General features: G+C 65.6%; 29 protein-coding genes. 16 read left to right on the top strand and 13 right to left on the bottom strand.

Annotated elements, in window-relative coordinates; all coding sequences use genetic code 11:
* Window positions 1–3: 3 nt before the first annotated feature.
* Window positions 4–1,113: a M24 family metallopeptidase gene (locus tag SM753_RS10840; protein ID WP_323191611.1), complete on the top strand. Its 1,110-nt coding sequence runs from the start codon at window positions 4–6 to the stop codon at window positions 1,111–1,113.
* Between the two features lie 104 nt (window positions 1,114–1,217).
* Here SM753_RS10840 and SM753_RS10835 read toward each other — a convergent pair whose 3' ends face one another.
* The gene (locus SM753_RS10835; protein ID WP_135533840.1) at window positions 1,218–1,469 is read right to left on the bottom strand and encodes a hypothetical protein; all 252 of its coding nucleotides are present in this window, start codon (window positions 1,467–1,469) and stop codon (window positions 1,218–1,220) included.
* A 77-nt stretch (window positions 1,470–1,546) separates the two neighbouring features.
* Complete coding sequence (locus SM753_RS10830; RefSeq protein WP_135533841.1) at window positions 1,547–1,783, bottom strand: hypothetical protein; 237 nt, start codon at window positions 1,781–1,783, stop codon at window positions 1,547–1,549.
* A gap of 83 nt (window positions 1,784–1,866) precedes the next feature.
* Here SM753_RS10830 and SM753_RS10825 point away from each other — a divergent pair, with 83 nt between their 5' ends.
* Window positions 1,867–2,463 (top strand): riboflavin synthase, encoded by a 597-nt coding sequence (locus SM753_RS10825; RefSeq protein WP_323191610.1) that lies wholly within the window; start codon window positions 1,867–1,869, stop codon window positions 2,461–2,463.
* A gap of 198 nt (window positions 2,464–2,661) precedes the next feature.
* On the opposite strand, the gene SM753_RS10820 is transcribed toward SM753_RS10825, so the two are convergent.
* On the bottom strand, window positions 2,662–3,678 hold the full coding sequence (locus tag SM753_RS10820; protein WP_323191609.1) for a PrsW family glutamic-type intramembrane protease: 1,017 nt from the start codon (window positions 3,676–3,678) through the stop codon (window positions 2,662–2,664).
* 130 nt (window positions 3,679–3,808) lie between these two features.
* On the opposite strand from SM753_RS10820, the gene SM753_RS10815 reads away from it, so the two are divergent.
* The 3 genes from SM753_RS10815 to SM753_RS10805 all read left to right on the top strand — a co-directional run bounded on the left by SM753_RS10815 (window position 3,809) and on the right by SM753_RS10805 (window position 5,997).
* Window positions 3,809–3,991: a hypothetical protein gene (locus SM753_RS10815; protein WP_135533844.1), complete on the top strand. Its 183-nt coding sequence runs from the start codon at window positions 3,809–3,811 to the stop codon at window positions 3,989–3,991.
* Between the two features lie 213 nt (window positions 3,992–4,204).
* Window positions 4,205–4,582 (top strand): hypothetical protein, encoded by a 378-nt coding sequence (locus tag SM753_RS10810; protein WP_323191608.1) that lies wholly within the window; start codon window positions 4,205–4,207, stop codon window positions 4,580–4,582.
* Window positions 4,579–5,997, top strand: a complete 1,419-nt coding sequence (locus SM753_RS10805; protein ID WP_323191607.1) for a DUF402 domain-containing protein — start codon at window positions 4,579–4,581, stop codon at window positions 5,995–5,997. Before SM753_RS10810 ends, SM753_RS10805 begins: the two co-directional genes overlap by 4 nt.
* 6 nt (window positions 5,998–6,003) lie before the next feature.
* Here the strand turns inward: SM753_RS10805 and SM753_RS10800 are convergent, their stop codons facing one another.
* The 3 genes from SM753_RS10800 to SM753_RS10790 form a co-directional block, all read right to left on the bottom strand.
* A complete protein-coding gene (locus SM753_RS10800; protein WP_135533847.1) occupies window positions 6,004–6,381 on the bottom strand; it encodes a NifU family protein in 378 nt (125 codons plus the stop codon).
* Between the two features lie 58 nt (window positions 6,382–6,439).
* Window positions 6,440–7,921 (bottom strand): hypothetical protein, encoded by a 1,482-nt coding sequence (locus tag SM753_RS10795; protein WP_323191606.1) that lies wholly within the window; start codon window positions 7,919–7,921, stop codon window positions 6,440–6,442.
* An 81-nt stretch (window positions 7,922–8,002) separates the two neighbouring features.
* The gene (locus SM753_RS10790; protein WP_323191605.1) at window positions 8,003–8,977 is read right to left on the bottom strand and encodes an ROK family protein; all 975 of its coding nucleotides are present in this window, start codon (window positions 8,975–8,977) and stop codon (window positions 8,003–8,005) included.
* Window positions 8,978–9,199: 222 nt separating this feature from the next.
* On the opposite strand from SM753_RS10790, the gene SM753_RS10785 reads away from it, so the two are divergent.
* Window positions 9,200–9,589, top strand: a complete 390-nt coding sequence (locus SM753_RS10785) for a hypothetical protein (RefSeq protein ID WP_323191604.1) — start codon at window positions 9,200–9,202, stop codon at window positions 9,587–9,589.
* 1 nt (window position 9,590) lies between these two features.
* Here SM753_RS10785 and SM753_RS10780 read toward each other — a convergent pair whose 3' ends face one another.
* Entirely contained in the window at window positions 9,591–10,040 is a 450-nt protein-coding gene (locus SM753_RS10780; protein WP_135533851.1) for a universal stress protein, read from the bottom strand.
* 241 nt (window positions 10,041–10,281) lie between these two features.
* Here SM753_RS10780 and SM753_RS10775 point away from each other — a divergent pair, with 241 nt between their 5' ends.
* Complete coding sequence (locus tag SM753_RS10775) at window positions 10,282–11,022, top strand: SDR family oxidoreductase (protein WP_323191603.1); 741 nt, start codon at window positions 10,282–10,284, stop codon at window positions 11,020–11,022.
* A gap of 113 nt (window positions 11,023–11,135) precedes the next feature.
* Here the strand turns inward: SM753_RS10775 and SM753_RS10770 are convergent, their stop codons facing one another.
* Window positions 11,136–11,720, bottom strand: a complete 585-nt coding sequence (locus SM753_RS10770; RefSeq protein ID WP_323191602.1) for a hypothetical protein — start codon at window positions 11,718–11,720, stop codon at window positions 11,136–11,138.
* Window positions 11,721–11,931: 211 nt separating this feature from the next.
* Between SM753_RS10770 and uvrA the strand changes: the two genes are divergently transcribed.
* The 3 genes from uvrA to SM753_RS10755 all read left to right on the top strand — a co-directional run bounded on the left by uvrA (window position 11,932) and on the right by SM753_RS10755 (window position 17,130).
* Complete coding sequence (gene uvrA, locus SM753_RS10765; RefSeq protein WP_138796645.1) at window positions 11,932–14,883, top strand: excinuclease ABC subunit UvrA; 2,952 nt, start codon at window positions 11,932–11,934, stop codon at window positions 14,881–14,883.
* An 84-nt stretch (window positions 14,884–14,967) separates the two neighbouring features.
* The gene (locus SM753_RS10760) at window positions 14,968–15,963 is read left to right on the top strand and encodes a hypothetical protein (protein WP_323191601.1); all 996 of its coding nucleotides are present in this window, start codon (window positions 14,968–14,970) and stop codon (window positions 15,961–15,963) included.
* Window positions 15,964–16,050: 87 nt separating this feature from the next.
* Window positions 16,051–17,130 (top strand): geranylgeranyl reductase family protein, encoded by a 1,080-nt coding sequence (locus tag SM753_RS10755; protein ID WP_323191600.1) that lies wholly within the window; start codon window positions 16,051–16,053, stop codon window positions 17,128–17,130.
* 155 nt (window positions 17,131–17,285) lie between these two features.
* Here SM753_RS10755 and SM753_RS10750 read toward each other — a convergent pair whose 3' ends face one another.
* A complete protein-coding gene (locus SM753_RS10750) occupies window positions 17,286–18,368 on the bottom strand; it encodes an aminomethyltransferase family protein (protein WP_323191599.1) in 1,083 nt (360 codons plus the stop codon).
* Between the two features lie 118 nt (window positions 18,369–18,486).
* Complete coding sequence (locus tag SM753_RS10745; RefSeq protein WP_135533858.1) at window positions 18,487–18,786, bottom strand: DUF6432 family protein; 300 nt, start codon at window positions 18,784–18,786, stop codon at window positions 18,487–18,489.
* Between the two features lie 90 nt (window positions 18,787–18,876).
* Here SM753_RS10745 and SM753_RS10740 point away from each other — a divergent pair, with 90 nt between their 5' ends.
* Window positions 18,877–19,782 (top strand): oxidoreductase, encoded by a 906-nt coding sequence (locus tag SM753_RS10740; RefSeq protein ID WP_323191598.1) that lies wholly within the window; start codon window positions 18,877–18,879, stop codon window positions 19,780–19,782.
* A gap of 40 nt (window positions 19,783–19,822) precedes the next feature.
* Window positions 19,823–20,215, top strand: coding sequence for a DUF5611 family protein (locus SM753_RS10735; protein ID WP_323191597.1), 393 nt, complete (start codon window positions 19,823–19,825; stop codon window positions 20,213–20,215).
* 60 nt (window positions 20,216–20,275) lie between these two features.
* Here the strand turns inward: SM753_RS10735 and sepF are convergent, their stop codons facing one another.
* Window positions 20,276–20,635, bottom strand: a complete 360-nt coding sequence (gene sepF, locus SM753_RS10730; RefSeq protein WP_135533861.1) for a cell division protein SepF — start codon at window positions 20,633–20,635, stop codon at window positions 20,276–20,278.
* A 155-nt stretch (window positions 20,636–20,790) separates the two neighbouring features.
* Between sepF and SM753_RS10725 the strand changes: the two genes are divergently transcribed.
* On the top strand, window positions 20,791–21,501 hold the full coding sequence (locus tag SM753_RS10725; protein WP_323191596.1) for a DUF1028 domain-containing protein: 711 nt from the start codon (window positions 20,791–20,793) through the stop codon (window positions 21,499–21,501).
* Window positions 21,502–21,541: 40 nt separating this feature from the next.
* On the top strand, window positions 21,542–22,288 hold the full coding sequence (locus tag SM753_RS10720) for a hypothetical protein (RefSeq protein ID WP_323191595.1): 747 nt from the start codon (window positions 21,542–21,544) through the stop codon (window positions 22,286–22,288).
* A 63-nt stretch (window positions 22,289–22,351) separates the two neighbouring features.
* On the opposite strand, the gene SM753_RS10715 is transcribed toward SM753_RS10720, so the two are convergent.
* Window positions 22,352–22,519, bottom strand: a complete 168-nt coding sequence (locus SM753_RS10715) for a hypothetical protein (RefSeq protein ID WP_323191594.1) — start codon at window positions 22,517–22,519, stop codon at window positions 22,352–22,354.
* 137 nt (window positions 22,520–22,656) lie between these two features.
* Window positions 22,657–23,136, bottom strand: a complete 480-nt coding sequence (locus SM753_RS10710; protein ID WP_135533864.1) for an RNA-binding protein — start codon at window positions 23,134–23,136, stop codon at window positions 22,657–22,659.
* A 147-nt stretch (window positions 23,137–23,283) separates the two neighbouring features.
* Here SM753_RS10710 and SM753_RS10705 point away from each other — a divergent pair, with 147 nt between their 5' ends.
* Both SM753_RS10705 and SM753_RS10700 read left to right on the top strand, forming a co-directional pair.
* Window positions 23,284–23,580, top strand: a complete 297-nt coding sequence (locus SM753_RS10705; RefSeq protein WP_135533865.1) for a hypothetical protein — start codon at window positions 23,284–23,286, stop codon at window positions 23,578–23,580.
* Window positions 23,581–23,806: 226 nt separating this feature from the next.
* Window positions 23,807–25,093, top strand: coding sequence for a ribonuclease R family protein (locus tag SM753_RS10700; protein ID WP_323191593.1), 1,287 nt, complete (start codon window positions 23,807–23,809; stop codon window positions 25,091–25,093).
* Window positions 25,094–25,211: the final 118 nt, after the last annotated feature.

Below are 25,211 nucleotides of genomic sequence, written 5' to 3'. Positions count from 1 at the left end.
GCGATGGCGGCGCTTTCGACCGCGTTCCTGTCTGGCGCTCTCGCGGAGCGCGATGCGGACGCCTTTCTCCACGCCGGCCACACCGCCGAGCCGGCGCTTCGCTACTGTGCGGGTCCATTGCCGGACGGCGAGGCGGCGTTCGTCTACGCCGACGGACAGGCGACGCTCTGCGTCTCGCCGGCGCTCGACGCTGCGGCGAGGTCGACCGTCCGGACTGAGGACTCGGCGGCGGCTGTCCGCGTCAACGATGCTCCAGTGGGCGAACAGGCCGTCGCCGTTCTCGACGAATGCGGCGTCACGGGGCCGGTGCTGACGCCGCGCAACGTCCCGCACGACGCAGCGCTGTACGCCGAGAACGCGGGCTACGACGTGGCGTCGACGGATGCCGTCGCCCGCGCACGCGGGACGAAAGACGCCGCGGAACGCGAGCGAACGGCCGCGGCTCAGGCGGCCGCCGTCGCTGGCGTCGAGCGCGCCCGCGAACTGTTGCGGACTGCAACCGTCGCCGATGGACGGCTGTGGCGCGACGGCAGTGACGAACCGGTGACCACCCGAACGCTCCGGGAGGCCATCGACGCCGCGGTCCGCTCGAACGGCGCGTGCCCGGGCGTCGAGTCGCGGGTGGTGCTCGGGCCCGAGGCCGGCGACCCGGGCGACCGTATCGAACCCGGCGAGACAGTCGTCGTCCGCGTCGCGCCGCGGGAACCGGGCGGCTACTACGGAGCGCTCGCCCGGACGTTCGTCGTCGAGGGCGAAGGCGGGTGGGAGCGCCGAGCACAACTCGCCGTCGAACGAGCGCTCGACTCGGCGCTGCGCGAACTGGAGGCCGGCGTCCCGGCGTCGACGATACGCGAGGAAGTGATGGTCGAATGCGGCGCGTACGGCTTCGACGACGACGCGCTCCCCGAAACGGCGGGCCACGGCGTCGGTCTCGCTCCGCGGGAGCGGCCGGACCTGCGAAGCGACGACCCGCTTCCGGCCGGCACGGTGCTCGCGATATCGCCCGCCGTAACGGACCCCGACGGCGGTGAAGTCGCGCTGACGGATCTCGTCGCCGTCACCGAAGACGGGTACGAGTCGCTGGCGACGACTGAGCGGTCGCTCCGACCCTGAAACCGCCGCGACGCGTCGTCGCGGTCGGTCCTAGGGGTGTCGTAACTGTTACCGGCGTTCGCCGACCCCCGCGTCGGCGAGCGACCGAACTGCAACAGTCCCTTTCAGGCGACCATCCGTCGCTCGTCCTCGACGACGACGCCCTGGCTGACGCGTTCGAGACGGACCTCCTCGGGTAAGTCCGACGGGGAGACCGGCGCGAGACGGAGCAGCGTCTCGGAGTCGGTCTCGACCCACTCGACGCCGGACTCGCTGTCCCAGCAGCAGGGTGTCCACTTGCCGGACTCGAATCGCTGCCAGATCTGGGTCCCGGTCCAGAACTCCCCGGTCGAGGAGCGGTAGATAGTCTCCTTCATGCCTTACCTAAACAGTCGGGGTGAACTATTAATGGATTCTGGCCGTTCGGCCGCAGTAGCGGTGAGGCCGAACCCAGCTATTCGTCCTCGTCTTTCGCCACCGCGCCGACCGCCTTCTCGGCCGCTTTGCCCGTGAGATCGCCGGGCGTCGTCAGGTACTCCTCGGCGAGCACCATCAGGACCGCGATCGCGAGAAAGCCAGCGCCGAAGAGCGTCCGCCCCGAAAACAGGAAGTCGGCCCCGACGTACGCGATGGGGATAGCGAAAAGGAGAGTCGCCCCGAGCTGTAGCGTGTCGATGATACCGCGGCTCATACTGACGAGGTAGCGCGCCGGGGAAGAAAAGTCCGTCCGTCCGAGTCGAGAGGGTTTTGCCCCGCCGGCCCCGACAGTCGGGCATGTTCACCGGTATCGTCGAGGAGACGGGCGAGGTGGTCGCCGCGGAGAGCGCGGAGGGCGGTCTGCGACTCCGGATCGCCAGCGGGTTCGACGAGTTAGAGCACGGCCAGAGCATCAGCGTCAGCGGCGCGTGTCTCACCGTCGAGGAGTTCGGCGACGGCGAGGACGGCCAGTGGTTCGACGTGTTCCTAGCGGAGGAGACGCGGGCGAAGACGTACCTTGGCGAGGTGACGGTCGGCGACAGGGTCAACCTCGAACGGGCGTTGCGGGCCGACGACCGCCTCGACGGTCACTTCGTGCAGGGCCACGTCGACGCGACGACGGAGGTGGTCGACGTGCTCGCCGTCGGCGACGACTGGGAGTTCGAGTTCGCGCTGCCCCCCGGCCAGGCGCAGTACGTCGTCGACAAGGGCTCGGTTTCGCTCGACGGGATCAGTCTGACGGTGGCCGACCGCGGCGAGGAGACGTTCACGGTCGCGATAATCCCGACCACCTACGAGGAGACGACGCTCTCGGAGAAGGAACCGGGCGACCCCGTCCACGTCGAGGTGGACGTGATAGCGAAATACGCCGAGCAGTTAGTCGACGGGTACTGATACTGACGGACGGAAGTCAGTGAAGAAGTTCGCGGGGACGTTCCCGCGAAATATCTGAAACAGGGACGTCCGACAGTATGACTCGCGACGCGCCTCCGCCGTCGAGTTCGTCGCCGTCAGAGGGATTGATGTATCTGTTTCCCGGAGTTCGCCGATCCCGCGACGGTAAACGACCGAGTTGAAAGGAAACAGTCCCTATCACTCCCGCGGCGGGCTGTCGAACTCCGTGCGCTCCGGCGGCGCGTCGGCGTCGTGCGTGTCGCCGGCTCCGACCGACTCGTAGATGGAGCGATAGCGGCCGATCTTCCGGTAGAGGTAGAACCCGGCGGCGGCGACGTAGAAAGCGATGTAGCCGACGAACGACGCGCCGAGCGAGAGCTGTGTCGAGTTAGCGATGAGCGGCGGCACGACCCCGACGGTGACGTTGTACGTGCCGTGGACGAACGCCGCGATGAGCAGGCCTTTGACGACGATGGGTCCGGCGTCCGCCCGGTTGAACTTCGCCAGACCGAGATAGTAACCGGCGATGCTCGAGTACACGACGTGGCCCGGACCCGCGAGCGCTCGGACGAACGCGATGCTGAACACGCCGCCGTCCGCTTCCATGAACCGCGTGATGTACAGCGCGTTCTCGATGGTTGCGAAGCCGAGACCGGCGACGGCACCGTAGACGGCACCGTCGACGACGGAGTCGAAGCGACTGCTCCGGAAGGCGTGCAGACGGACCGCAAGCAGTTTGACCGTCTCCTCTATCGGCCCGACGACGAGGTAGAAAAAGAGGACCGAACCGAGGCCGACACCGAAGGCACCGAAATCGAGCGCCTGTAATCCGCTCCCGAAGTCGTTGAGAACCCCGGCGAACCCGGCGAACAGGACGGCGAGAACGAACGTGACGACCAGCAGGTCGAGCGGTTCGCCGCTGGTCACGTCGGCCCGCCAGAAGTACGCCGCAAGCAGCAACGCGGGGATGGCCGACAGCACGACGAACGCGCCGACGACGGGGTCGAGAATGGCCCCGAGACTGCCGAGGGCGAACAACGCGGCGAGAATGACGACCCCGAGGAGGATGAGCACCCAGCGCAGTATCGGACGGAGGCTCCCGTAGATGCCGACAGCGAGTCGGTCTACGAGCGTTCGCGGCTCCCAACTCGTGACATCGTACAGGTCACGCGAGTTGTCCGACGCGCGATCGACCGGATCGCGACCTGGTGGCATGTCTCCTATTCAGTCGGCACTTCGGGTAACGTTTTGGCTCCCCACCCCTGCTCCAGCATGTATGTGATTATATAACATGGATTGTTTTAGGGTCGACCTTAACAGTGAGGACGAGTCTGTTCAGGTAACAATGTACAATACCAGCCGAGGCATCCTTTACGCATCCCTCCCGACAGCAGACGAGAACGTAGACGAAGCGACAGGCGAAACGGTCGAGACAACCGAGGAAGTGACCGCGGACACGGAAGCGAAAGACGCCACCGTGACCGAAGCGAGCGCGAACTGGACGGGCCGGTTAGCCGCTGACGACTGAGAGAGTTATCGTAGTCCCTGATACGACCAACTGTGCAATGACTTTCAGTGACTACTGTAGTTGTACCTTTGCCGGCGTTCGCCGGCGCGGGGTCGGCGGCCTACCGATCTGAAGGGCAACACCCTCTGAGACCGACTCTCCGGCGTTTTCTGCCGTCGACCGACGGTTCGGAGTTCCGGACCGTTCAAATCCCTGGCCTGCGAAGCGCCCGGTATGCACTTCGACCAGCGCACGCAGCGGGCGCTCCGCGAGGCCGGCCTCGACGCTGACGGTATCGAGGCCGCTTCCGACGCGGTCGTTTCGGCTACCGAGGAGACCGCCGATGACCTCGTCGAGTTCTTCGACGGCCGCGATATCGTGTACTCGGATATGGACATGGCCCACGCCGCGAGCGACTATCCGGAACACGCAGTGGAGTATCTCGACCTGACGACCCACGCCGACGAGATGCGGGGCTGGCTCCGCTTCGACACGTGGGGCGCGTACGTCGAGGACGGCCGCGTACTGGACGACGACCTGGTCGAACTGACGCTGGGGCCGACTATCCACGACCGGGTGCTGTTCGCCGACACCCGCGAGCGGTTGGAATGACGGGCGTTCGCGTCCGCGGCATCTACACGACCGCGCTGACCGAGCGACTGCGGGGCGAGTTCGACGTGGTGCAGGCGTCTCCGCCCATCCGCCGGCGGTTCGACGCCGAGTTCGACGCCGCGCCCGCGGACGTCCGCGTCGACACCACGGACGACCGACAGGGCGTCGGGGTCTCCGGCGGCCCCGCTGCCGTCGACGCGGTGGTCGAGACGCTGAGCGATATCGGCCGCGACGCCTTCGTCTGGGACGAGACGGCGGCGCTGGGTGCCGTGTTCGACGGCGTGATAACGGAGACGCTCGGCAGCGGCGCGGTCGTCGACCTCGACGGCGACCGGGAAGGGTTTCTCCCCTACTCGGCCGTCGACGGGTACGCCGACGACGGCGACCGCATCCGCGTGCAGGTCCGCGACCCCGCGCCGCCGTGGGGCGACGACCGCCCGGAACTCGGCACGGGCCTTGAATTCCCGGGCGGTCTAGTGACGCTCTCGCGGGAGCGAGACGGTGTGACCGCTGACGCGTCGGGCGAGCGGGCGACCGAACTCGTTCGCACGACGGAGATCCTCCCCGCCGACCCCCCGGACGGTTGGGGGGTTCGCTGGCAGCGAGCGGCGGCCGACGCGGAGATGGACGTGCTGGGCGACGCGCTCAGCGAAGCGGCCGACAGCGCGGCGGCGGTAGAGAGCGACGTGGCCGACGCGCCGTCACCGGAGGAGGCCGCCCCCGAACGGGTCGCCGCACCGTACGCGACGCGGTGGTGCTGGTTCGGCCGGGAGTGTCGGTTCGGACTCGACGACGAGCGCCGCGCCGTCGAGACGACGATGCCCGGCCACCACCGGACGAAGGCCGCCCACCGCGCGGCGAGTTCCGCGGTCGATTTCGTCGAGAGCGTCGTCGAAGACGGCGACTTAGACGGCCGCGAGTTCCCCTTCGAGGCGGTGACGGAACAGTACGGGCCGCAACAGGGCGACGAGATCGCGCTGGTCCACGGCAAGCCGGACGGCCGCTGTTACACGCTCGGCCGGGGCGACGTGACCGAGTACGACCCGGACGGGAAGATCACCCTCCGGCGGACGATCCGCGGAAGCGGCACGTACGACGCGCTGGGGACGAAACGCGAACGCGGCGACGCCGCCATCACCAAGATAACGGAGGGGAAGTGGTGGTATCCCACCGCGTACCGCGGCGAGGACGGCGAGCGCAAAGGAACGTACGTCAACGTCTGTACGCCCGTCGAGGTGTTTCCCGACGCCGTCCGATACGTCGACCTACACGTCGACGTGATACAGCGGCCGGACGGAACGGTCGAACGCGTCGACGAGGACGAACTCGACGCGGCGGTCGACGCCGGCCACGTCTCCGAGGCGCTGGCCGAGAAGGCGAGAACGGTCGCGAAAGCCGTCGAGAACGCGCTGTAGGCGGAGCTAGAGGTGGTCCTTTCCGGGGTTCGAGGAGCCCCAGTCGCCGCGGCCGCCCTCTGTGCGGTCGATACCCATGATGCTCTCGGCCTGGTCGACGCCGAGGTTCTCGCCGCCCTCCGGCACGCGGATGGTGACCTCATCGACCTCCGGCCATTTGAGCAGGTCCGCCTCGATGTTGCCGGCGGTTATCTCGCTGACGTCACAGCCGGAACAGCCGCCGCCGAGTTCGACGATCACCTCTCCCGTTTCGGGGTCGGCTTTCCTGACCGAACTCGTTCCGCCGTGCATCTGGATGATCGGCATCTGCTGTACGAGCCACGTCTCGACGCGCTCCGCGAGCGGTTCGTCGGAGTCGGGGTCCTCGGGTGAGCCGATGGTCATTACGCGGGGCTAGGCGCTCCAGGTACGGAAGGGTTTGGGTTCGGCCGGGAGACCCGGTTTAACTATCGTTATCGTTACCGCGGTACCGGAGTGCACCCAGGCCGAGACCCGCAAGCGCGGCACCGACGCCGAACCCGGGGAGACTGCCGCCGTCGCTGTCGTCACCGTCGTCGTTTTCGCCGTCGGTCTCCGCGGTCGTCCCGCCGCCGTCGGTTTCGGTTCCGTCGTCCGTCACGGTCGTCGTCTGCGTCGTGGTTGTGGACGTGGTCGAACTCGAACTGTCGCCCGGCAGCGCCGGACGGTTCTCCTGTTCACCCGCCTCGTCGGGGAAGGTAAACAGCGCCGCAGGCTCCGTGTCGTTGAGGCCCGTCCCGAGACTGGTGGCGACGTAGAAGTCGTCCTGAACCGCACACTGTGCGGTCCAGATGCTCGTTTCCTCGGGCTGACGCCACCACGATAACCGCTCGGGGTTCGACGGGTCGCTCACGTCGAACACCTTGACGCCGTCCTGATACCAGGAGGTGTAGAGTCGGTCGCCGACCCAGTCGAAGTTGTGCGACGTCGTCCACGTACCGCCGTCGTAGGCGTTGTTTTCCGCGACGTTGGGCTCGATCGCGCCGATCTCTTCGGGCGAGGAGGGGTCGGATACGTCCCAGAAGTGGATCCCGCCCGGGCCGCCGGAACCGGAGTTTCCAGCGTCCCACGCCTCTTTTCCGACGGCGACGACGCTGCCGTCCTCGTTGGGCTGAACGTAGTGGGAGTTGCCCGGCGGTTCGAGGCCCGCGGACGGCGATCCCGCGCCTGTCACCTCGTCCTTCGAGTGGTCGCCGAAGCGAGTGACCAGTTCGGGGTTCGACGGGTCGCTCACGTCGACGATCCAGGTTCCGGTGTCCCAGAGCGCCACGTACGCGAGGTCGTCTTGCACGTACAGGTCGTGGGTCTGTCGGCGACTGAACGGCACTTCGCCCCACTGCTCGTCGTCGTCGAGTACCGACCAGCGCCCGACCTCTTCCATCGTTTCGAGGTCGACGATGACGACGGGGTTCGCTTCCCCGTCGAGTGCGCCGAGGTACGCGTACCCGTCTTTGACGTAACAGTTGTGGATAGCCGCGCGGATCGGGAAGAAGCCGATCCGCTCCGGTTCGGACGGCGTGCTCACGTCGTAGCCGAGAACGCCGGTGCTACCGGCCTGGCTCGCGACCACCAGATGGTCGCCGTCCTGTTTCACGTCGTAAATCCGACCGAGCGGGTTCGACGCGTTTTCGGGAACGAGTTCGCGTTCAGTGACCAGAGGCTCTGGGTTCGCCGGGTCAGAAACGTCGAAAACCGCGTATCCGTCGGTCAGCGCGACGTACGCGGTCGTCCCTTCGTCGTCGACGACGACTTCCTTCGCGTGCGGGATATCGTATCTGCCGAGGGGGGAGTAACCATCGCTCTCCTGTCCTGCGGCGACACCGCCGATAACGGGGAGAGAGAGGGCAGCACCGCTTGCTTTGAGTACATCTCTACGGAGTGGCCGCGGAGTACGGGGGCGCTCCATACGTCTACTCCTAGCGGACGGGAAATAAAACCAAGCGATACCGACCAATCACTTTTTTGCGACCAGAGCGAAACCGACGCCTCAGTTACGCATTCGGCCCCGGTCGCCGGTACCCCGGGTCAACGCGCTCGCGAGCGCGCCCCTGACGACAACGTCGTCACCGAGCGTCGTCAGTTCGATCTCGGGCAGGTTGGTAAACACCATGTCGTCGAGCCGCTGGCGAACGGGGTCGAGAACGAGTTCCTCGTTGTTGAGGGCAACGGCACCGCCGACGTAGATGACGAGCGGAGCGTACGCGTGGATGATGTTAGCGATGCCCATTGCGTTCCAGTGGGCGACCTGGTCGATGACGTGGTCCGCGAACTCGTCCTCGCCGGCGTGGGCGAACACATCCGCGGCGTCGAACTCGGCGTCGTCGAGCGGAAGCGCGGTGTCGACGGGGTCCTCGTCGTGCAGGAACTCGGCGTACCGGGGGATGTTGTTGCCTGAACAGTAGGCCTCCCAGTGGCCGTCCTTGCCGCACCCGCAGGTCAGCAGTTCCTGCGGGTCGATGACCATGTGTCCGACCTCGCCGGCGTTGCCGTCCCACCCCGAGAGAACGTTCCCGTCGACGGTAACGCCCGCGCCGATGCCGCTGGAGATGGTCAGATACACCATGTCGTCGGGGTTACGTTCGCTGTGGAACCGCTCGCCGATGACGCCGGCGTTGGTGTCGTTGTGGAGGTACACCTCGTCGCTGTCGACGAGTTTCTCGACCGGCCCCGTCAGCGGAACCCGGTCGATCGAATCCGGCAAGTTCGCCGGGTTCTCGACCGCCCCTTCCGCGAGGTCGAGCGGACCGATCGAGCCGATACCTACCGCCCCGATACTCGTCGCGTCTATCCCCCCGTCCTCGCAGGCCGCACGAAGGGCCGACAGCACGGCCTCGGTGACCGCGATACCGGTCGGCCCGCGCGGGGTTGACTGTCGGTGTGACCCGAGAATCGTCCCCTCGTCGTCGGCGACGACCGCACTGATATTCGTCGCGCCAAGGTCGACGCCCGCGTAGTTGGCCATTCTGGTGAAGGAACGAACGTGCCGACACTTAACTGCATAGATTCACTCGGCACCGAGTACGTTCAGTTCGCTCCGGTGATGTGTGTGATCGATCTCATATGCCGGACCGTCCGAACGGTCGACTCTGCGCGGTCAGATCCGCGGACAGGCGTCTCTCAGACAGACGTTCCGCGCCGCCGTCGAGCCCCGAAGGCTATCCCGGTCGGCATCGTACCGTCACGCATGGGGGAGGAGCAGACCGATATCAGTGACACCGAGGCGAAGGCACTTCACGAGGTCGAACTCTGTCTGGAGTGGCTCCAGCGCGCACACGGACATCTCGTCCAGTTCCACCATGCGACCGGCCACGCGATCGATCATCTGGACGACGGCGAGTCGCTCCTCCGCGAGGTGGGACACGAGGAACTCGCCGACGCTGTGCGGGACGAGTATCTCCCGCGAGGCGTCATCGACGACCGCTGGACGTACGACCTGCTGGAGACGTATGAACGGGGGTTCCTTGACGATTTCAAGTCGTTCGAGCGCCGGACGCGCGACGAGATAGCCGACGGACGGCGTCACGTCATGGAACGGCGGCTAGAGGAAGACTGGACGGACCGCGCGGAGGAGTGAGTCACGCGTCGCGGACGAACGTGACCGGACAGGGCGACGACAGCATCACTTCCTGCGCGACGCTTCCGAACACCGCCTTGCCGGTGGGCGAGCGGCGGCGACCGCCGACGACGACGCGGTCAGCGCTGACGTCTTTCGCCAGGTCGACGATCGTTTCGCCGTGGCTACCGACGGCGCCGCGGGTCTCGAACTCGACTCCGGCGCTTGAAAGCAAGTCGCCTATCGTGCGGATCGTCGCGTGCCGGTTTGCGACCTCGTCCGGCGTCACCTCGCCGCTTGGGTCGAAATCTAACTGGTCCAGTACAGTGTCGTATTCGTCGTCAGTGAACACGTGTGCCAGGACGACCGTGGCACCGGTCGGGGCGGCGACGTCGATGGCCGCGTCAGCGAGTCGCTCGGCCCGGGGCTCGTCTTTCTCCCCGACGGCGAGAAGAACGGTTTCGATAGCCATACCGGAAGTACTGGGGCCCACATCAAAGTTTTGACGGTGAGAGAGACGGGCCGAACGGACGGTTTCGACTGTCCGCGTTCGTCAGCGCAACAGCGTAGCGCGCCGATCCGTCCCTGCGATAGTAGCGTTTGCAACCGTGTACACACCAGATCGCACGCTTGCGGGGCCTGGTGTGCGATGACTTGCAGACGCTACTGTAGCAACCGCCGGTATATTTGACCGATACAGTCGAAGGTCCTGTATGATCGAGCCAGATCTGACGGACCGCGTCGTACTCGTCACCGGGAGCGCGAAAGGCGTCGGCAGAGAGCTTCTTCTCTCGACCGCTGAACGAGGAGCCAGCGTCGCCGTCCACTATCGGACTAGCGGGGCCGCCGCTGAACGTGTGGCCGACGCGGCCCGAAACCGCGGCGCGGCGGCCGCGACGACGGTTCAGGGGGACGTGACGGATCCCGACGACGTCGAAGGGGTGTTCGCCGCCGTCGAAGCCGACCTCGGCACGGTCGACGTTCTCGTCAACAACGTCGGGGCGTTCGCGCCGGACCACTGGGCGGAGATATCGTTCGACCGGTGGAACACGGTTCTGGAGACGAACGTCAACGGGACCTACCTCTGCTCGAAGCGCGCGCTACCCGAGATGCGCGAACAGGAGTGGGGCCGCATCGTCAACATCGGCTACGCCAGCAGCGAGAAGGGGCTTATCTCCCCGAAGAACGCGCCCTACTTCATCGCCAAGGCGGGCGTATTGATGTTCACCCGGATGCTCGCTAACGACACCCAAGACGACGGGATCACCGTCAACGCCGTCTCCCCCTACGTCGTCGAAAACTCCGACGAGTTCCCCGACGACCTCCCGCGGGACCGCCCCGCCGCGTTCGACGACGTGATCCAGACTCTGCTCTTTTTCCTCGACGAGGAGAGCGGCTACATCAGCGGGGAGAACGTCGAAGTCGACGGCGGGTGGCTGCCGGAGACGGTGTAGCGGTCGCCCCCGACGATTCGAGACAGGAGGTCGTTATACTGTCGGCTGTAATCCCTTGAAGAATATCGGACCCTCGGGGACCGAGTATCATTACGAAGTTACAGCCGACAGTATTAATTCCCCTCCAGCGCGTCGATAGCGATAGCGCTGGCGACCAGGGCTTCGCGGGACGCCTCGCCCGTCTCCTGAATGCTGATCTCGTACACGTCACGGAACGAGAACTGCCCCGCGATTTCACCGAGTGAATCGCCGCGAGGCGATTCGATCGTGTACTTGTGAGGGATGAACGACGTGGCTATTTCGAGAAGGGGGATGTTCCGGAGGAGTTCAACCAGCGCCCCGCGGGACTCGACGGTCGCCACGACGCCGTCGTGATCGGGGTCTTTGACGCGCCAGACGTGCTTGAGAAAGGTGAACTGCTTTTCGAGGACGGCAATAGTCTCACCGCTCCGTTCGTCGATGATCGCGTAGTCACCTGCGATATCGAGGAGGTTCTGGGCTTTCACCCTGAACACCGTCTCGCCGTCGGGCGTGACGAACGGGAAGTCCTCTTTCATCTTGAAGAGTTTCTGTTTGGCTTTCAGGACCAGCGACCCGTCGCCGTCGTACACGGCGTACTTGTTCCGTATCAGCGACTGCTTCACCGTGTATCGTTCGCCAGTGAGATCGACACCGCCGATAACGTCAGTGGATGCCATAGATTCGAACTCTCGTTCTAGTACTTAAAGATAAAAAATCTGTCTATAAAATCAGCTCACGAGCGGGCGATAGAACGGAGAAACGACAGGTCGCCGCGAATACAAGATCGGGCGGGAGACGCCTTCCGATACCCGTTATGATTGTATCCGCGGACCGATCCGCACCTGAAACCGACAGGGTTTCACACCCTGCGTCCCTGGCACAGTGTAGATGAGTAAGGACTACATCGAGGTACGAGGTGCGGAGGAGAACAACCTCAAGGACCTCGACATCGAGATACCCCGGGAGAAGTTCAACGTCGTGACCGGACTGTCGGGATCCGGAAAGTCCTCCCTCGCCTTCGAGACGGTGTACGCAGAGGGGCAGCGCCGATATATCGAGTCGCTATCAGCCTACGCGCGGAACTTCCTCGGCCAGATGGACAAACCACAAGTCGAGACGGTCGAGGGGCTCTCCCCCGCGATCTCCATCGACCAGAAAAACGCCGCAAACAACCCCCGGTCGACCGTCGGCACGGTGACGGAACTCCACGACTATCTCCGTTTGCTGTACGCTCGCGTCGGCACGCCGCACTGCCCCGAGTGCGGCCGCGAGGTGGGCGAGCAGAGCGCCCAGCAGATGGTCACTCGCCTGCTAGAACTACCGGAGGGGACCCGGGCGAAACTCGCCGCGCCGGTCGTCCGCGACCAGAAGGGGGCGTTCGAGGACACGTTCGACGAACTCGTCAGTGAGGGGTACAGCCGGGTCGAGGTCGACGGCGAGTCATACGACCTCACCCTCGACAAACCGGACCTCGACGAGAACTACGACCACACTATCGACGTCGTCGTCGACCGCGTGAAAGTCTCACCCGACGCGCGCTCACGCATCGCCGACAGCGTCGAAACCGCCCTGGAGGAGGCCGACGGCGTCCTCAAGGTCATCCTCCCCGATCCGCCCGAAGACGTCGGCCTCGGCGGCACGAGGGCACGGTCGACCGGCGACCTCGCCGGAGAGGCGGACGACCGCCTCGTCGTCGAGTTCTCCGAAGACCTGGCCTGTACGCACTGCGGCATCGACCTCCCCGAAATCGAGACACGGTCGTTTTCGTTCAACAGCCCGCACGGTGCCTGTCCTGAGTGCGAGGGCATCGGTGAGACGAAAGAGGTGTCCGAAGCCCTCGTCGTCCAGGACACCTCGAAACCACTGAAGAACGTGTTCGAAGCGTGGAGCTACAACCGGTCGTACTACCGCACCCGCCTCGACGCCGTTGCAGACCACTTCGGCGTCAGCGTGAACACGCCGTTCGACGAACTGGACGAGGACGTTCAGCAGGCGTTCCTCTACGGCACTGACGACGAGGTGCTGTTCGAGCGCCAGACGAGCAACGGAACCCGCCGGAAGACCAAGCGCTTCGAGGGCGTCGTTCCGAACCTCGAACGCCGTCACGTCGAGACGGAAAGCGACAGCACGCGAGAACACATCGAGGACTACATGACTGTCACGGAGTGTCCCGCCTGCGAGGGGACGCGCCTCAAGCCCGCCTCCCGCGCCGTGCTGGTCGAGGGAAGTTCGATAACCGAAGTCAACCAGATGAGCATCGGCGACGCTCTGGAACGTTTCGAGGGGATGGAGGACGGGATGTCCGAGCGCGACCTGACTATCGCGGAGGAGATCTTAAAGGAGATCCGGGCCAGACTCGGGTTCATGACCGAAGTCGGCCTGGAGTATCTGACGCTGAATCGCGAGGCTGCGACGCTCTCGGGCGGCGAGAGCCAGCGTATCCGCCTCGCGACGCAGATCGGCTCCGGTCTCGTCGGCGTCCTCTACGTGCTGGACGAGCCGTCTATCGGTCTCCACCAGCGGGACAACGACCGCCTGCTCGACACGCTGGAAGAACTCCGCGACCTGGGCAACACCCTGATCGTCGTCGAACACGACGAGGAGACGATGCGCCGCGCCGACAACGTCGTCGACATGGGTCCCGGCCCCGGCAAGCGCGGCGGCGAGGTCGTCGCTCAGGGGACCACCGACGAGATCATCGATTGCGAGGACTCCGTTACGGGCGACTACCTCGCAGGGCGCAAGCAGATCCCAGTGCCGGAAACGCGCCGCGACCCGCAAGGCGCACTCACCGTTCGCGGAGCGCGCCAGCACAACCTCAAAAACCTGACCGTCGATATCCCGGTCGGTTGTTTCACCGCTATCACGGGCGTCTCCGGTTCCGGAAAGTCGACGCTGATGCACGAGATCCTGTACAAGGGACTGGCCCGCGAGATGAACGACAACCACTCCGTCGACCCCGGCGACCACGACGCTATCGAGGGAGTCGACAACGTGGAGACGGTCCGGCTCATCGACCAGAGCCCCATCGGCCGCACGCCGCGGTCGAACCCAGCGACGTACACGAACGTCTTCGACTACATCCGCGAACTGTTCGCCGAGACCAAGCTCTCGAAACAGCGCGGCTACGAGAAGGGTCGCTTCTCGTTCAACGTCAAGGGCGGCCGCTGCGAGGAGTGCGGCGGCCAGGGGACCGTCAAGATCGAGATGAACTTCCTCTCGGACGTGTACGTCCCCTGCGAGGAGTGCGAGGGCGCACGCTACAACGACGAGACGCTGGACGTGACCTACAAAGGCGAAACCATCGCCGACGTCCTCCAGATGTCCGTCGAGGAAGCCTACGACTTCTTCGAAGCCGACACCCGCCTCTCGCGTCGGCTCCAGTTGCTGAAAGACGTCGGCCTCGACTACATGAAACTCGGCCAGCCATCGACCACGCTGTCCGGCGGCGAGGCCCAGCGCATCAAACTGGCCGAGGAACTCGGCAAGAAACAGACCGGCGACACGCTGTACCTGCTCGACGAGCCGACGACCGGTCTCCACTCCGCCGACGAGCGCAAACTTATCGAGGTGCTCCAGCGCCTCGTCGACAACGGCAACACGGTCGTCGTCGTGGAGCACGAACTCGACCTCGTGAAGAACGCGGACAACATCGTCGACCTCGGCCCCGAGGGCGGCGAGAACGGCGGCGAGATCGTCGCCAACGGTACGCCCGAATCCGTCGCACGAAACGACGACTCCCACACGGGGCGGTACCTCCGTGACCTGCTACCTGACGTGGACCTCGAAGGCCCGCGCGGACAGCGGAAAGAGCCGGTGAAGGCTGCGGGCGACGACTGAGTAGTTTCGGTAGCGATACGTCTCTACTTTTACAGTAGTCGAATTCAGGATAGACCTTTCTCCGAGACGGCCGTAGCTACGCCCATGCCGACAGCGTACGCCGCAATGCGTGACGCGCTCGTAGTCGCCGAACGCGAAAGAGCAGAGTGGTCCGACACGCGATCGCTCGATGGGTACGACCTGGAGTGCGTGGACGTTTCGTCCGACGCTCCGAACCGCGCGTTCGTCGGGACGTTCGGGTCCGGTCTCCGGCGGTCCACGGACGGCGGCGACTCGTTCGAACGGGTCGGTCGCGAGACGATCGAACAGGACGCCGTGATGTCCGTCGCCGTCTCGCCTCGGGACCCCGATGTCGTGTACGCGGGGACCGAACCTTCGCGGGTGTACCGTTCGACGGACGGCGGCGAGACGTGGTCGCTTCTCGACGGACTGATCGACCTCCCATCGGCTGACGAGTGGTCGTTCCCGCCGCGTCCGGACACACATCACGTCCGGTGGATCGAACCGGATCCGAACGACGCGGACCGCCTCTACGTCGGCGTCGAGGCCGGCGCGCTCGTCATGACGGAAGACGGAGGCGAGACGTGGCGGGAGCGCCCGCCGGGATCGCGCCGGGACAACCACACGTTGACCACCCACCCCGACGCCCCGGACCGGGCCTGGAGCGCGGCGGGCGATGGGTACGCCGAGACGCGCGACGGCGGCGAGACGTGGGACCATCCACAGGAGGGGCTTGAACACCGCTACTGCTGGAGCCTCGCCGTCGATCCGGACGATCCGAACACGGTGCTCGTGTCGGCCGCCAGCGGCGCGTACTCGGCACACACGGCCAGCCGAGCGGAGTCGTACCTCTACCGCAAGCGCGACGGCGGCGAGTGGGTTCGACTGACCGACTTCCCGGCGGGCGAGGGTGTCGTCCGAGCGGTCCTCGCGGCTGGAACGGAGGCGGGCGAGTTGTTCGCGGCGACGAATCACGGGCTGTTCCGCACCGCCGACGTGGGCGACCGCTGGGAGCGCGTTCCGGTGCCGTGGGAGCGGTTCGGCGAAGACACCTGCCGCGGCCTGGCGGTTGTAGGCTGATTCGACCGGAGAACGCAGACCGCGCGGCCCGCGAAACGACGATGTGCGACCGGGAAGGATTTAGCCCCTCCCGTCGACTCGTCGGACATGTACGACTTCGTCGTCGTCGGGGCCGGCCCCGCCGGATCGCGATTCGCCCGGCGCGCCGCAGAGGAGGGGTACGACGTGCTCGCCTTCGAACAGGGCGAGGTCGGAGAGCCGCTCGCCTGTTCCGGCCACGTCAGTACCGACATCTGGGGGTTCACCGGCGAGAACGCGCGCGACGAACTGCTGCAGAACGAGATCGTCGGCGCGCGCTTTCACGTCGGCGGGCCGGGGAGCGACGCTCACCGATTCTACAAGCGCGAAGTGGTGTCGAACGTCATCGACCGCGAGGGACTGGACCGCCATCTCGCGGGTCTCGCGCGCGACGCCGGCGCTGACGTGCGCGAACACCACACTGTCACTGCGGTCGACCAGCGTCACGACCGCGTCGCGGTCACCGTCCGCGGTCCTGATGGCACCGAGACGTTCGAGGCGAAGATGATCGCGGGCTGTGACGGACCGCGGTCGCGTGTCCGCACCGAACTCGACCTGGCGGAACCGGGCGAACTTCTACACGGCGTTCTCGGGTTCGACTCGGACGCAGACGCCACGGACTACGTCGACGTCCACCTGAGCGCGCCGCGGTTTTTCGCCTGGCGCATCCCGCGTGGCGACGCCGGCGTCGAGTACGGACTCGCGGCTCCGCCGGGAGACGACGTGGGAGGACGATTCGACGACCTCATCGACGGGTACGGCGTCGACCTGCACAGACGCTGCTCCGGCGCGATCCCCATCGGACCGCCGGAGAGCGTGACGAGCCACCGAGGGTTCCTGCTCGGTGACGCCGCCGCGCAGACGAAACCGTTCACCGGCGGCGGCATCCTCTACGGGATGACGAGCGCCGATCACGCCGTTCGCGAGATCGATCCGGACAGTCCGGCGTCGCTCGCGGCGTACGAACGCGCGTGGCGCGACGACCTCTCACAGGAGATCCGCCTTGGCCACTGGCTCCGGCGGGCGTATTCCCTGCCGGAACCTGTCCAGCGGGCGGGCCTGAGCGCGCTCTCCGGGGAGATCGGTGTTCACATGGACCGTCCGTCGTCGCTGTTCTCGCGAGAGCACCTGCGGAAGGTGTTCTCGTAGTTGGAGTGGCGCGTAGCGAGCAGGCGATCTATCCGCAGAGACGTTCGAACGCGAAGCGGTTGATCGCGCACCCGCAGACCGCTCCGCGGCGGTTTTTCAGAACACGGCGGGTGTGGCCGCGGCTTCAGTGATAAGTCCCAGGGTAAAAGGACGGGTCAGTACGTCGGCAGTCGCGCCGACCGGTCGCTCCCCTCGACGAACGGTAGTGCCGTGCGCTGTGCCGGGACTTCCTCCCCGCCGACGCGAACGGTGAGGCCGTCCGCGGGCGCGTCGAAGTCCACCAGCCCGAAGGCGATCGGTTCATCGAGCATCGGGCTCTCGACCGCACGCGTCACCTCGCCGACCGCCTCGTCGCCCGCGAACACGGCCGCACCGGCGTCCGGCACCGCATCGGGTCGGAGGCCGACGAGGCGCTTGCTCGGTCGACCACGGTTCTCCACGCGGGAGACGACCTCCTGGCCGACGTAACAGCCCTTGTCGAAATCGAGCGCGTTTCGGATCCCGACGACGTTGGGGATCCGGCCCTTCAGTTCCGTGTCGAACAGCGGCGTCCCGGCTTCGAGCGTGAGCGCTTCCCAGGTGTGCAGTCCGAACGGCGCGGCGTTCAGCCCGTGGTTTACCAGCGTGTCGAAGACGTCCGCGGCGTCGGCCGCGGCGCAGACGACCTCGAACCCCTCCTCGCCAGCGAGACCGTCCGTGCGGACGACGGTGACGCCCTCGTCGCCCATCGACCCGCGGACGAACGAGAGCTGTTCGTCGGGAGACGCGGCACCGTTGAGAACGCTCGCTATCTTCTCGGTCGCTTTCGGGCCGTGGACGCCGAAGACGCCGAACTCGTCGGTCGCGACGCTGATCTCGACGTCCTCGATGAACACCTTCTCTGACCAGTCCGCGGCGAGGGGCTCAGCGCGGCCGGGTGGGGTGAACAGCAGGAGGCGGTCGTTCGCGTTGTACACGTAGATGTCCGTTTCGATGCCGCCCTGAGGGTCTAACAGGAGAGCGTAAATGCCCTCGCCGTCCGTGGACGGAACGTCGTTGGAAACGGCGTTGTCGACATAATCGACGCGGTCGTCGCCGGTGACGACGACAATGCCGTACTGCATCTCCGTCACGCCGACGACGTTCCGGACAGCGCGGTGGGTTCTGTTGGGGCGGCCGTACTCTACCGGAACGCGGCGTCCGCCGCGTCCGCCGAACGTCGCGCCGTGGTCCTCGTGGACCGACTCGATAACTGTCATACTCGTGTCGTGGGGGTAGCGGCGGAAAAACCTCCCTATCATCGGGATCGTTGTAACGTGTCCTGGAACTCGCCGACGCGGATCTGCGAACTGCCGTACTGAGGTACAACAGTTCCTATCAGAACGGTAGCCGGTCGCGGACACGGTCGAAGACGCTCTGGTCATCGTCCTGTGGCTCGCCCGGGTCAGGGACGACGCGGTCGTCCGGTTTGATCACCGTCCGGTCGCCGTTCTCGTCGACGGTTATTAGCTGGTCCTCCTTCAGCGTCGCCAGTGCGCCTTCGAGGTCGTCGATGTCCTCCTCGACGTGTGACCGGATCTCGAAGACAGTCATCCCCTCCTCGCTCCGGTCGACGAGGGCGTCGAGTACCGAAACCTCGACCGAATCCCGGTCACGGTACTCCCGCTTTGCTCTCATGGCCCATACTTGGCGAGGGTGGGTTTTACCATTAACCCCTGATCAGGCCAAGCAGTAGCCTTTTGAGCCCCGGTTGGATATGGAGTGACAATGGGTATCAGATGTTCGTTACTCGGGCACGACTTCGGGGAAACCGAGGTCGAACGCGAGCGAGAGGAGGACGGTAGCGAGGTGGTGGAGACTGTCCGCGAGGTCGAAACGTGTACGCGCTGCGGGAAGGAGAAACTACTCACGGAGAACACGAACGTCACGTCGCTGGGGCGAACCACAGGCGCAGAGACGACGGACGACACATCGGCGAACACCGACGACAGTCTCGAAACCGCGAGCGAAAGCGGAGACGGGGATACGCCCGCCAGTTCGCCCACCGCGGACGACACCGCTTCCGCCGAGGAGTCCGCCACGGCGGACGAGAGCGACGACGTAACCGACGACGCGGAGATAATCGAGGAGACTGCCGCGGAAACGGACGCGGCCGAGCAAGCACGCACGGACACCGCCGAAGACGTGGTCGCCGAGGCCGAAAGCGCCCCGGCCACCGAGGAGGACGACGCGGTTATCCTCGACGAGGACGAGGAGCCGGACCGCGACCGGAAACACGGTGAATGGCCGGAGGCCGAGGACACCGGAGCCGACGACGACGAGATGGAACCGACGGCCTGGCCCGAGAACGAGGGCGAGGACGAGGGGTACGACGCCGAGCTAGGCGACGAAACGGCCGACGTCGAGTTCGGTGGAGGGCTGACGCCCGAGGCCGAAAACGTCGACATCGACGGCGACGAAACCGTCGGCGGAGACCAGCCGACCACGGAGACGAGTATCACGAGTGCCGGGTCCGCACCGTCGCCCGACGCGCCGACCGATACCGAGAGCGTTGACACGGAGTTCGTCTGCCCGGAGTGCGGGTACAGCGCCTCTGCGACCCGGTCGTCGCTCCGGTCGGGGGATATTTGCCCCGAGTGCCGGCACGGATACATCACTGAACGGGAGCGCTGACGCGAAAAGGGTAAACCTCCCCCTGTGCATCTCATCACCTATGAAGGAATACAAGATGCGTCGTGGCGAGTATCTCGAAGAACGGATCCCGGACATGAAAGCGACTATCGAGGAGTATTTCGGCGAGGTGACCGGGACCGAGGAGTACGAGGGCAACGAACTGTACGTCATCGGGAACCCAGACAATCCGGTGTTCGACCAGATCATCGCCGGCACGGCGTCCTACGGTAGCAAGAAGGACAAACTGGCGGTCCACTTCGAGGAGCGAGACGCAGAAGACGTCATCGCGGAGGGGAACGCCGACGCCGCGGCCGACGCTGTCGACGCGAAAAACGAGTTCCTGCTGGAAGCGACTGGTCGGGACGCGAAGGCCCGGCGCGAATCGCTAAAACGGTCGGTCGAGGACGACCCCGACCACGACGTCGACGCCTGAGACGGTTTTCGACCGCGTTTTCGGTTCCACAGGGCAGAAAGAACGCTGCGCGAGCGACGGTTATCGCGTGCCGAGTTTCTCGCGACTGATGCTGACGCCGGTCGGCGTGACGATGATCTGGTCGTCGCCTTTCTGGACGATGTCGCCGCCGACTTCCTCGGCGACCTGGCGAAGTTCGTCGGTGATATGCTCGACCGTCGGGTCCTCCGTCCGGAGACGAGTGATGTCAGCAATGATAAGGTCCCCGTCGTAGACGGCGTCTTTGATGTCTATCACGTCTTCTTTGCCCGCTATCTCGGCGATATGAACTTCCATCGCCGCCTCGCTCGTTCCGGCGTCGAAGTCATCAGGGTTGAGTTCGACGTAATCCCCAGTCGAGCGACTATTGCGGTCGCCGAGTATCTTACTCATGAGTCCCATAGGGAAACACCTCCGGCGGAGCGAGTATAGTTCTTACGTCAGACACGCCGACGAAGCGTGCGTCGGCCGCCTCCGAAACCGGGGTCGTGTAGCCGACTCCGGCGGCGACTTTCCGGAAGACCGATCTTTTTGATGAACCGGTGTCAGTGATCGGTATGACCTTCAGCATCTGCGTGAAAGAGCGGTTCGAGGACGAGGGCGGAGACGAGCAGACCCGGTTCGGCGTCGCTGTCACGACGCGGCTTCCGGGCGTCGGGACGCTCTGTCCGTTCGCCAGCGAGAACGGGGCCGTCGCCACGCAGAGCCTCGTCAACGTCGAACTCGGGCGGAAAGGCGTCGAATACCTCGACGACGGGCTGGCCGTCGAAGACGCGCTCGAATCGCTGCTGAACGCGGACAACGGCCGGGAGGGACGGCAGTTACACGGCGTGGACGCGGACGGGACCTTCGCCTTCTCCGGCGAGGAGTGCGGGGACTGGTACGGGCACGTCGAGGGGGAGAACTACACCGTCGCGGGGAACCTGCTCACGGGCGAGGACGTCGTCACCGAGACGGCGGCCGCGTACGAGGCGGGCCGTGACGAGGACCGGCCGCTCGCGGAACGCCTGATCGACGCGCTTGCCGCCGGCCACGCCGAGGGCGGCGACAAGCGCGAGGACCTCCACGTCCAGAGCGCGGCGCTGCTCGTCGAGACGACCGCCGACCACGTCGTCGACCCGTACTACGACGACCTGCGGGTCGACGCGACGGAGACGCCGATAGAGGACCTGCGCGAGACCTACGAGTACGCCGTCGAGGGGTACGAGATGGCCATGGACCGCTACGAGGACGCATACGACGAGGACAGCATAGACGGGACGGAGTAACTGAGAAGGTACAAACCGATCGTCTCCGTACCGGCTGGCAATGGCCCCTCACCGACGAGCCCTCGCGGTCGCAGTACTGCTCCTGTTCGCCGGCTGTAACGGCGCGCTACTCGACGGCGGCGACGGCTTCGACGCCGAGACGCCGTCGCTCTCGGAGTTCGACTATCCCGACGGGTACGACGAGGACGGCGTCCCGAACGGAACGGTGGCGGCCGAGACGCACTGGGACCGGCTTGCCGCGACGGGCGGCGTCGTCAACGCGACGCAGACGTTCGACGGCGGCGGGACCGCCAGAACGGTCATCCGCATCGACGCCGAGCGGGAGCGGATCTACAGTCGCCAGCATCGGGGCGGCGACACCTCGCAGGAGACGTTTTACTGGGGCGGAACACTATACCGCCACTTCGATGGCACCGTTCACACCGACGCCATCACGTACGAGGAGGCGAACTACCGGGCGCAGGCCGGCCTGCTGCGCACAGTCGGCATACTCAACTTCTCGGCGGCGAGGACCGTCGTCGTCGACGGGACGCCCGCCGTCCGCTACGAGGTAACGGAAGTCGATAGGCGGATCGGAGACATCGCCGACGATGTCGAGTCGGTGTCCGGGGAACTCGTCGTCGACGAGGAAGGCACCATTCACCAGTTCGAGTACCGGATATCGATCGACGAGGGCGGCGAGAGCCGGACGGTAGCCGGCACGTACGAGGTGGAGTCGTACGGCGAGACGACCGTCGAGAACCCGGACTGGATGGCGGACTCCGAACAGGCGGACGAGAGAGGGTGAGATGTGACGGGCTCTCACGTCGCGGTCATCGGGCGGAACGCCGGCCATCTCGCAGTGTCGCTGCTACCGACGGTCCAGCGCCGCTCCGAGCGCGACTCCGACACCTATCCCGACGGCGACGCCGAGTGCGATCTGATCGGTGGCCGCGCCGAGCGCTACCCCGATTCCCGCCCCGATAGCGATCCCTGCACCGACCCTCGACTGGTCTGACCCGTCCTCTTCAGGGCTCATTACCGACCCGTTCGTCGTCGGCGCACATAGCATCACCTCCCGGACGGATCGCTACGGAGCGAAGTATACTGACAGACGAAAAAGAGCCCGCGGACGGGAGCGCGGCGCGAGGTCGCCGACGAGAAAATAGGTCGCGATTAGATCGCGAACTCGTAGAGGTCGTCGCCGACGTGGTGGATCGATTCGACGACTTTCCCGCTGTCGCCGACCATATCCGCGCCGGCGGTCTGGGCGCGGCCGATGGCAAGCACCTTGCCGTGAGACTCCTCGGCGATAGCGACGAGGTCGCCCGACTCGATGTCCTCGTCGGCCTCGACGATGCCCGGCCGCATCACGTCCGCACCGTCGCTGACGAACGAGACGGCACCGGCGTCGACCGTGACGACGCGGTTCTCCGGCGGGTACTCGTTCGCGCCGCGAACGGTGAGGAAGGGTTCGCCGTCCACGTAGACGACCGCCGGTTCGCCGTCGACGAGAACGAGTTCGTCGTCGCTGTTCTCGAACTCCACGAGTTCGTACGCGTCGCCGTCGATCTCTACGTCGAGTTGGGCGGCGACGTTGTCCTCGATCTCGTCTATTTCGTCGCTGCGGAGGTGGTGCCGGGACTTGACCTGCATGAACGGTGGATCCACCGCGGCGCGCATAAATCGACCGTTCCGGGGCGGCGACGCGGGGCCGTCGCGAAGTCGGGGACGGGTAAGGGTCGTTACCGGGGACTGACACACTCGAAAAGGGCTAAGTAAATCCCGGCCTACTGTCGTAGTATGTGGTCCTCCCGGAAGAACCGGGACGAGATGGAGACCTGCATCGCCTGCGGGGACTCGATCCCCCGGTCCGACGCGCGGGAATACGACAAGTACGGCGACCGCTGGGACCGAGAGGGTAAGGAGTTCGAGTACCTCTGTAAACCCTGCTACCGCGAACTCTGTCACCAGCCGCGAGACGAACTCGAAGGACTGCTCGTCGAGGTAGACGCCGGCGAGCACCCCAGAGAGCGGTTTCTTGAGTGGTACAGCGCGACCGTCGAGGACCGCTACGGCACACTCGAAGAAGAACAGTAGAGGGCTCGACGCGTTCACGACGGGCTTTTTCGGGCCTCACCGATCCAGTGGCGTTCGATAACGCCGTCGCTGACGTAGTACACGGCGAGGGCGTCCATCGGTTCGTCGAGACCGATCATGCTTCGCGCAGACGACGTACTCGGTATCGTTGGAGTGTGTGGGCCGCCGATAGTGGCCGTCGATAGCTACCCGATAGGTTAACTGTGCGACCCCCGTAGCCCCGGGCATGAGCGATACACAAGCCGAGGCGGGCACCGCCGAGGCGCAGGGACCTGTGGAGATCGACGAGGAGATGGCCCGCCATCTGGAGAACAAGCGGGAGGAACTCTTCGAGAAGTTCGAGATCCGCGACGCGTTCCCGTCGGAAGTGCTTGAGGAAGCCGAGGAACGCACCGAAGGGATCCAGCAGGAGATCGCCGACGAGGTGGACGAGCGCGAGGACCTGCGGGAGATGCCGACCTGGACCATCGACCCGATAGACGCGCAGGACTTCGACGACGCGATCAGCATCGAGACGCGCGAGGACGAGTACGTGCTGTGGGTCCACATCGCGGACGTGACCCACTACGTCAACCCGGACACCGCGATGTGGGACGAGGCCGTCGAGCGGGGCAACACCGTCTACCTGCCGGGCTACACGGTCCACATGCTCCCGCCGGTACTGGCCGAGACGGTCTGTTCGCTCGTCCCGAACGAGGACCGCCTCGCTCACACCGTCGAGATGCACCTCGACAAGGAGACGCTCTCCTACGAGACCATCGACATCTACAAGTCCGTCATCGAGAGCGACGAGCGACTCACCTACACCGAGGCGGAGAACCGGCTTGACGACCCGGGTTCGCCGCTCCACGGGAAGATATCGGACGTGTTCGACCTGGCCGACCGGATGCACGAACAGCGCAAGGAGGAAGGGAGTCTCGTCCTCAACCCGCGGCGGGACCGCGCTCATACCATCATCGAGGAGTGCATGCTGAAGGCGAACAAGGCGGTCACGCACGAACTCATGTGGGACCGCGGCGTCGAGGCGATGTACCGCGTCCACCCCCAGCCAAGCCCCGACGAGTGGGACGAGGCGCTCCGGGAGATCCAGGACCTGAACGGCGTTTCTATCCCGGGCGAAGCCTGGGAAGACCCGCGGATAGCCGTCAACGCGACGCTGGAGGAGGCACCCGCCCGGCAACTGGACAAGATCCAGTGGGCCGTGATGAAGGTGATGCCGCGCGCGAAGTACATGAACGACCCGTTCGGCGGACACCACGCGCTGAACTTCGAGATATACGGCCACTTCACCAGCCCGATCCGGCGGTTGTCCGACCTCATCAACCACTGGATCGTCTACACGAACGACGTGCCCGAGGACCTCATCGCGCTCTGCGACCGGGCGTCCGACCGCCAGAAAGAGGCGGAGTCCTGCGAGCGTGAGTACAAGGACTTCCTCCAGGAAGTCGGTCTCGACCCGGACGCCGTCAACAGTCGCGGGATCGAAGTAGTCGAGGACGACGAGGCGGCCTGACGCCGGGACGGTAGCGGACCAGCTTTTGTCCGTAGGAGTAGCTCTGGCCGGTAGCGGACCGGCACTCGTCGGTAGCAACCGGGGCCAAGCAGAGTCGACCGAACGCTGGCGAGCGGAC

The sequence above is a fragment of the Halostella sp. PRR32 genome, from assembly GCF_034808085.1.
Taxonomy (GTDB): Archaea; Halobacteriota; Halobacteria; order Halobacteriales; family Natronoarchaeaceae; genus Halostella; species Halostella pelagica.
Note: the sequence above shows the minus strand (reverse complement) of the source record. Positions and strands in the feature narration are given on the sequence as shown.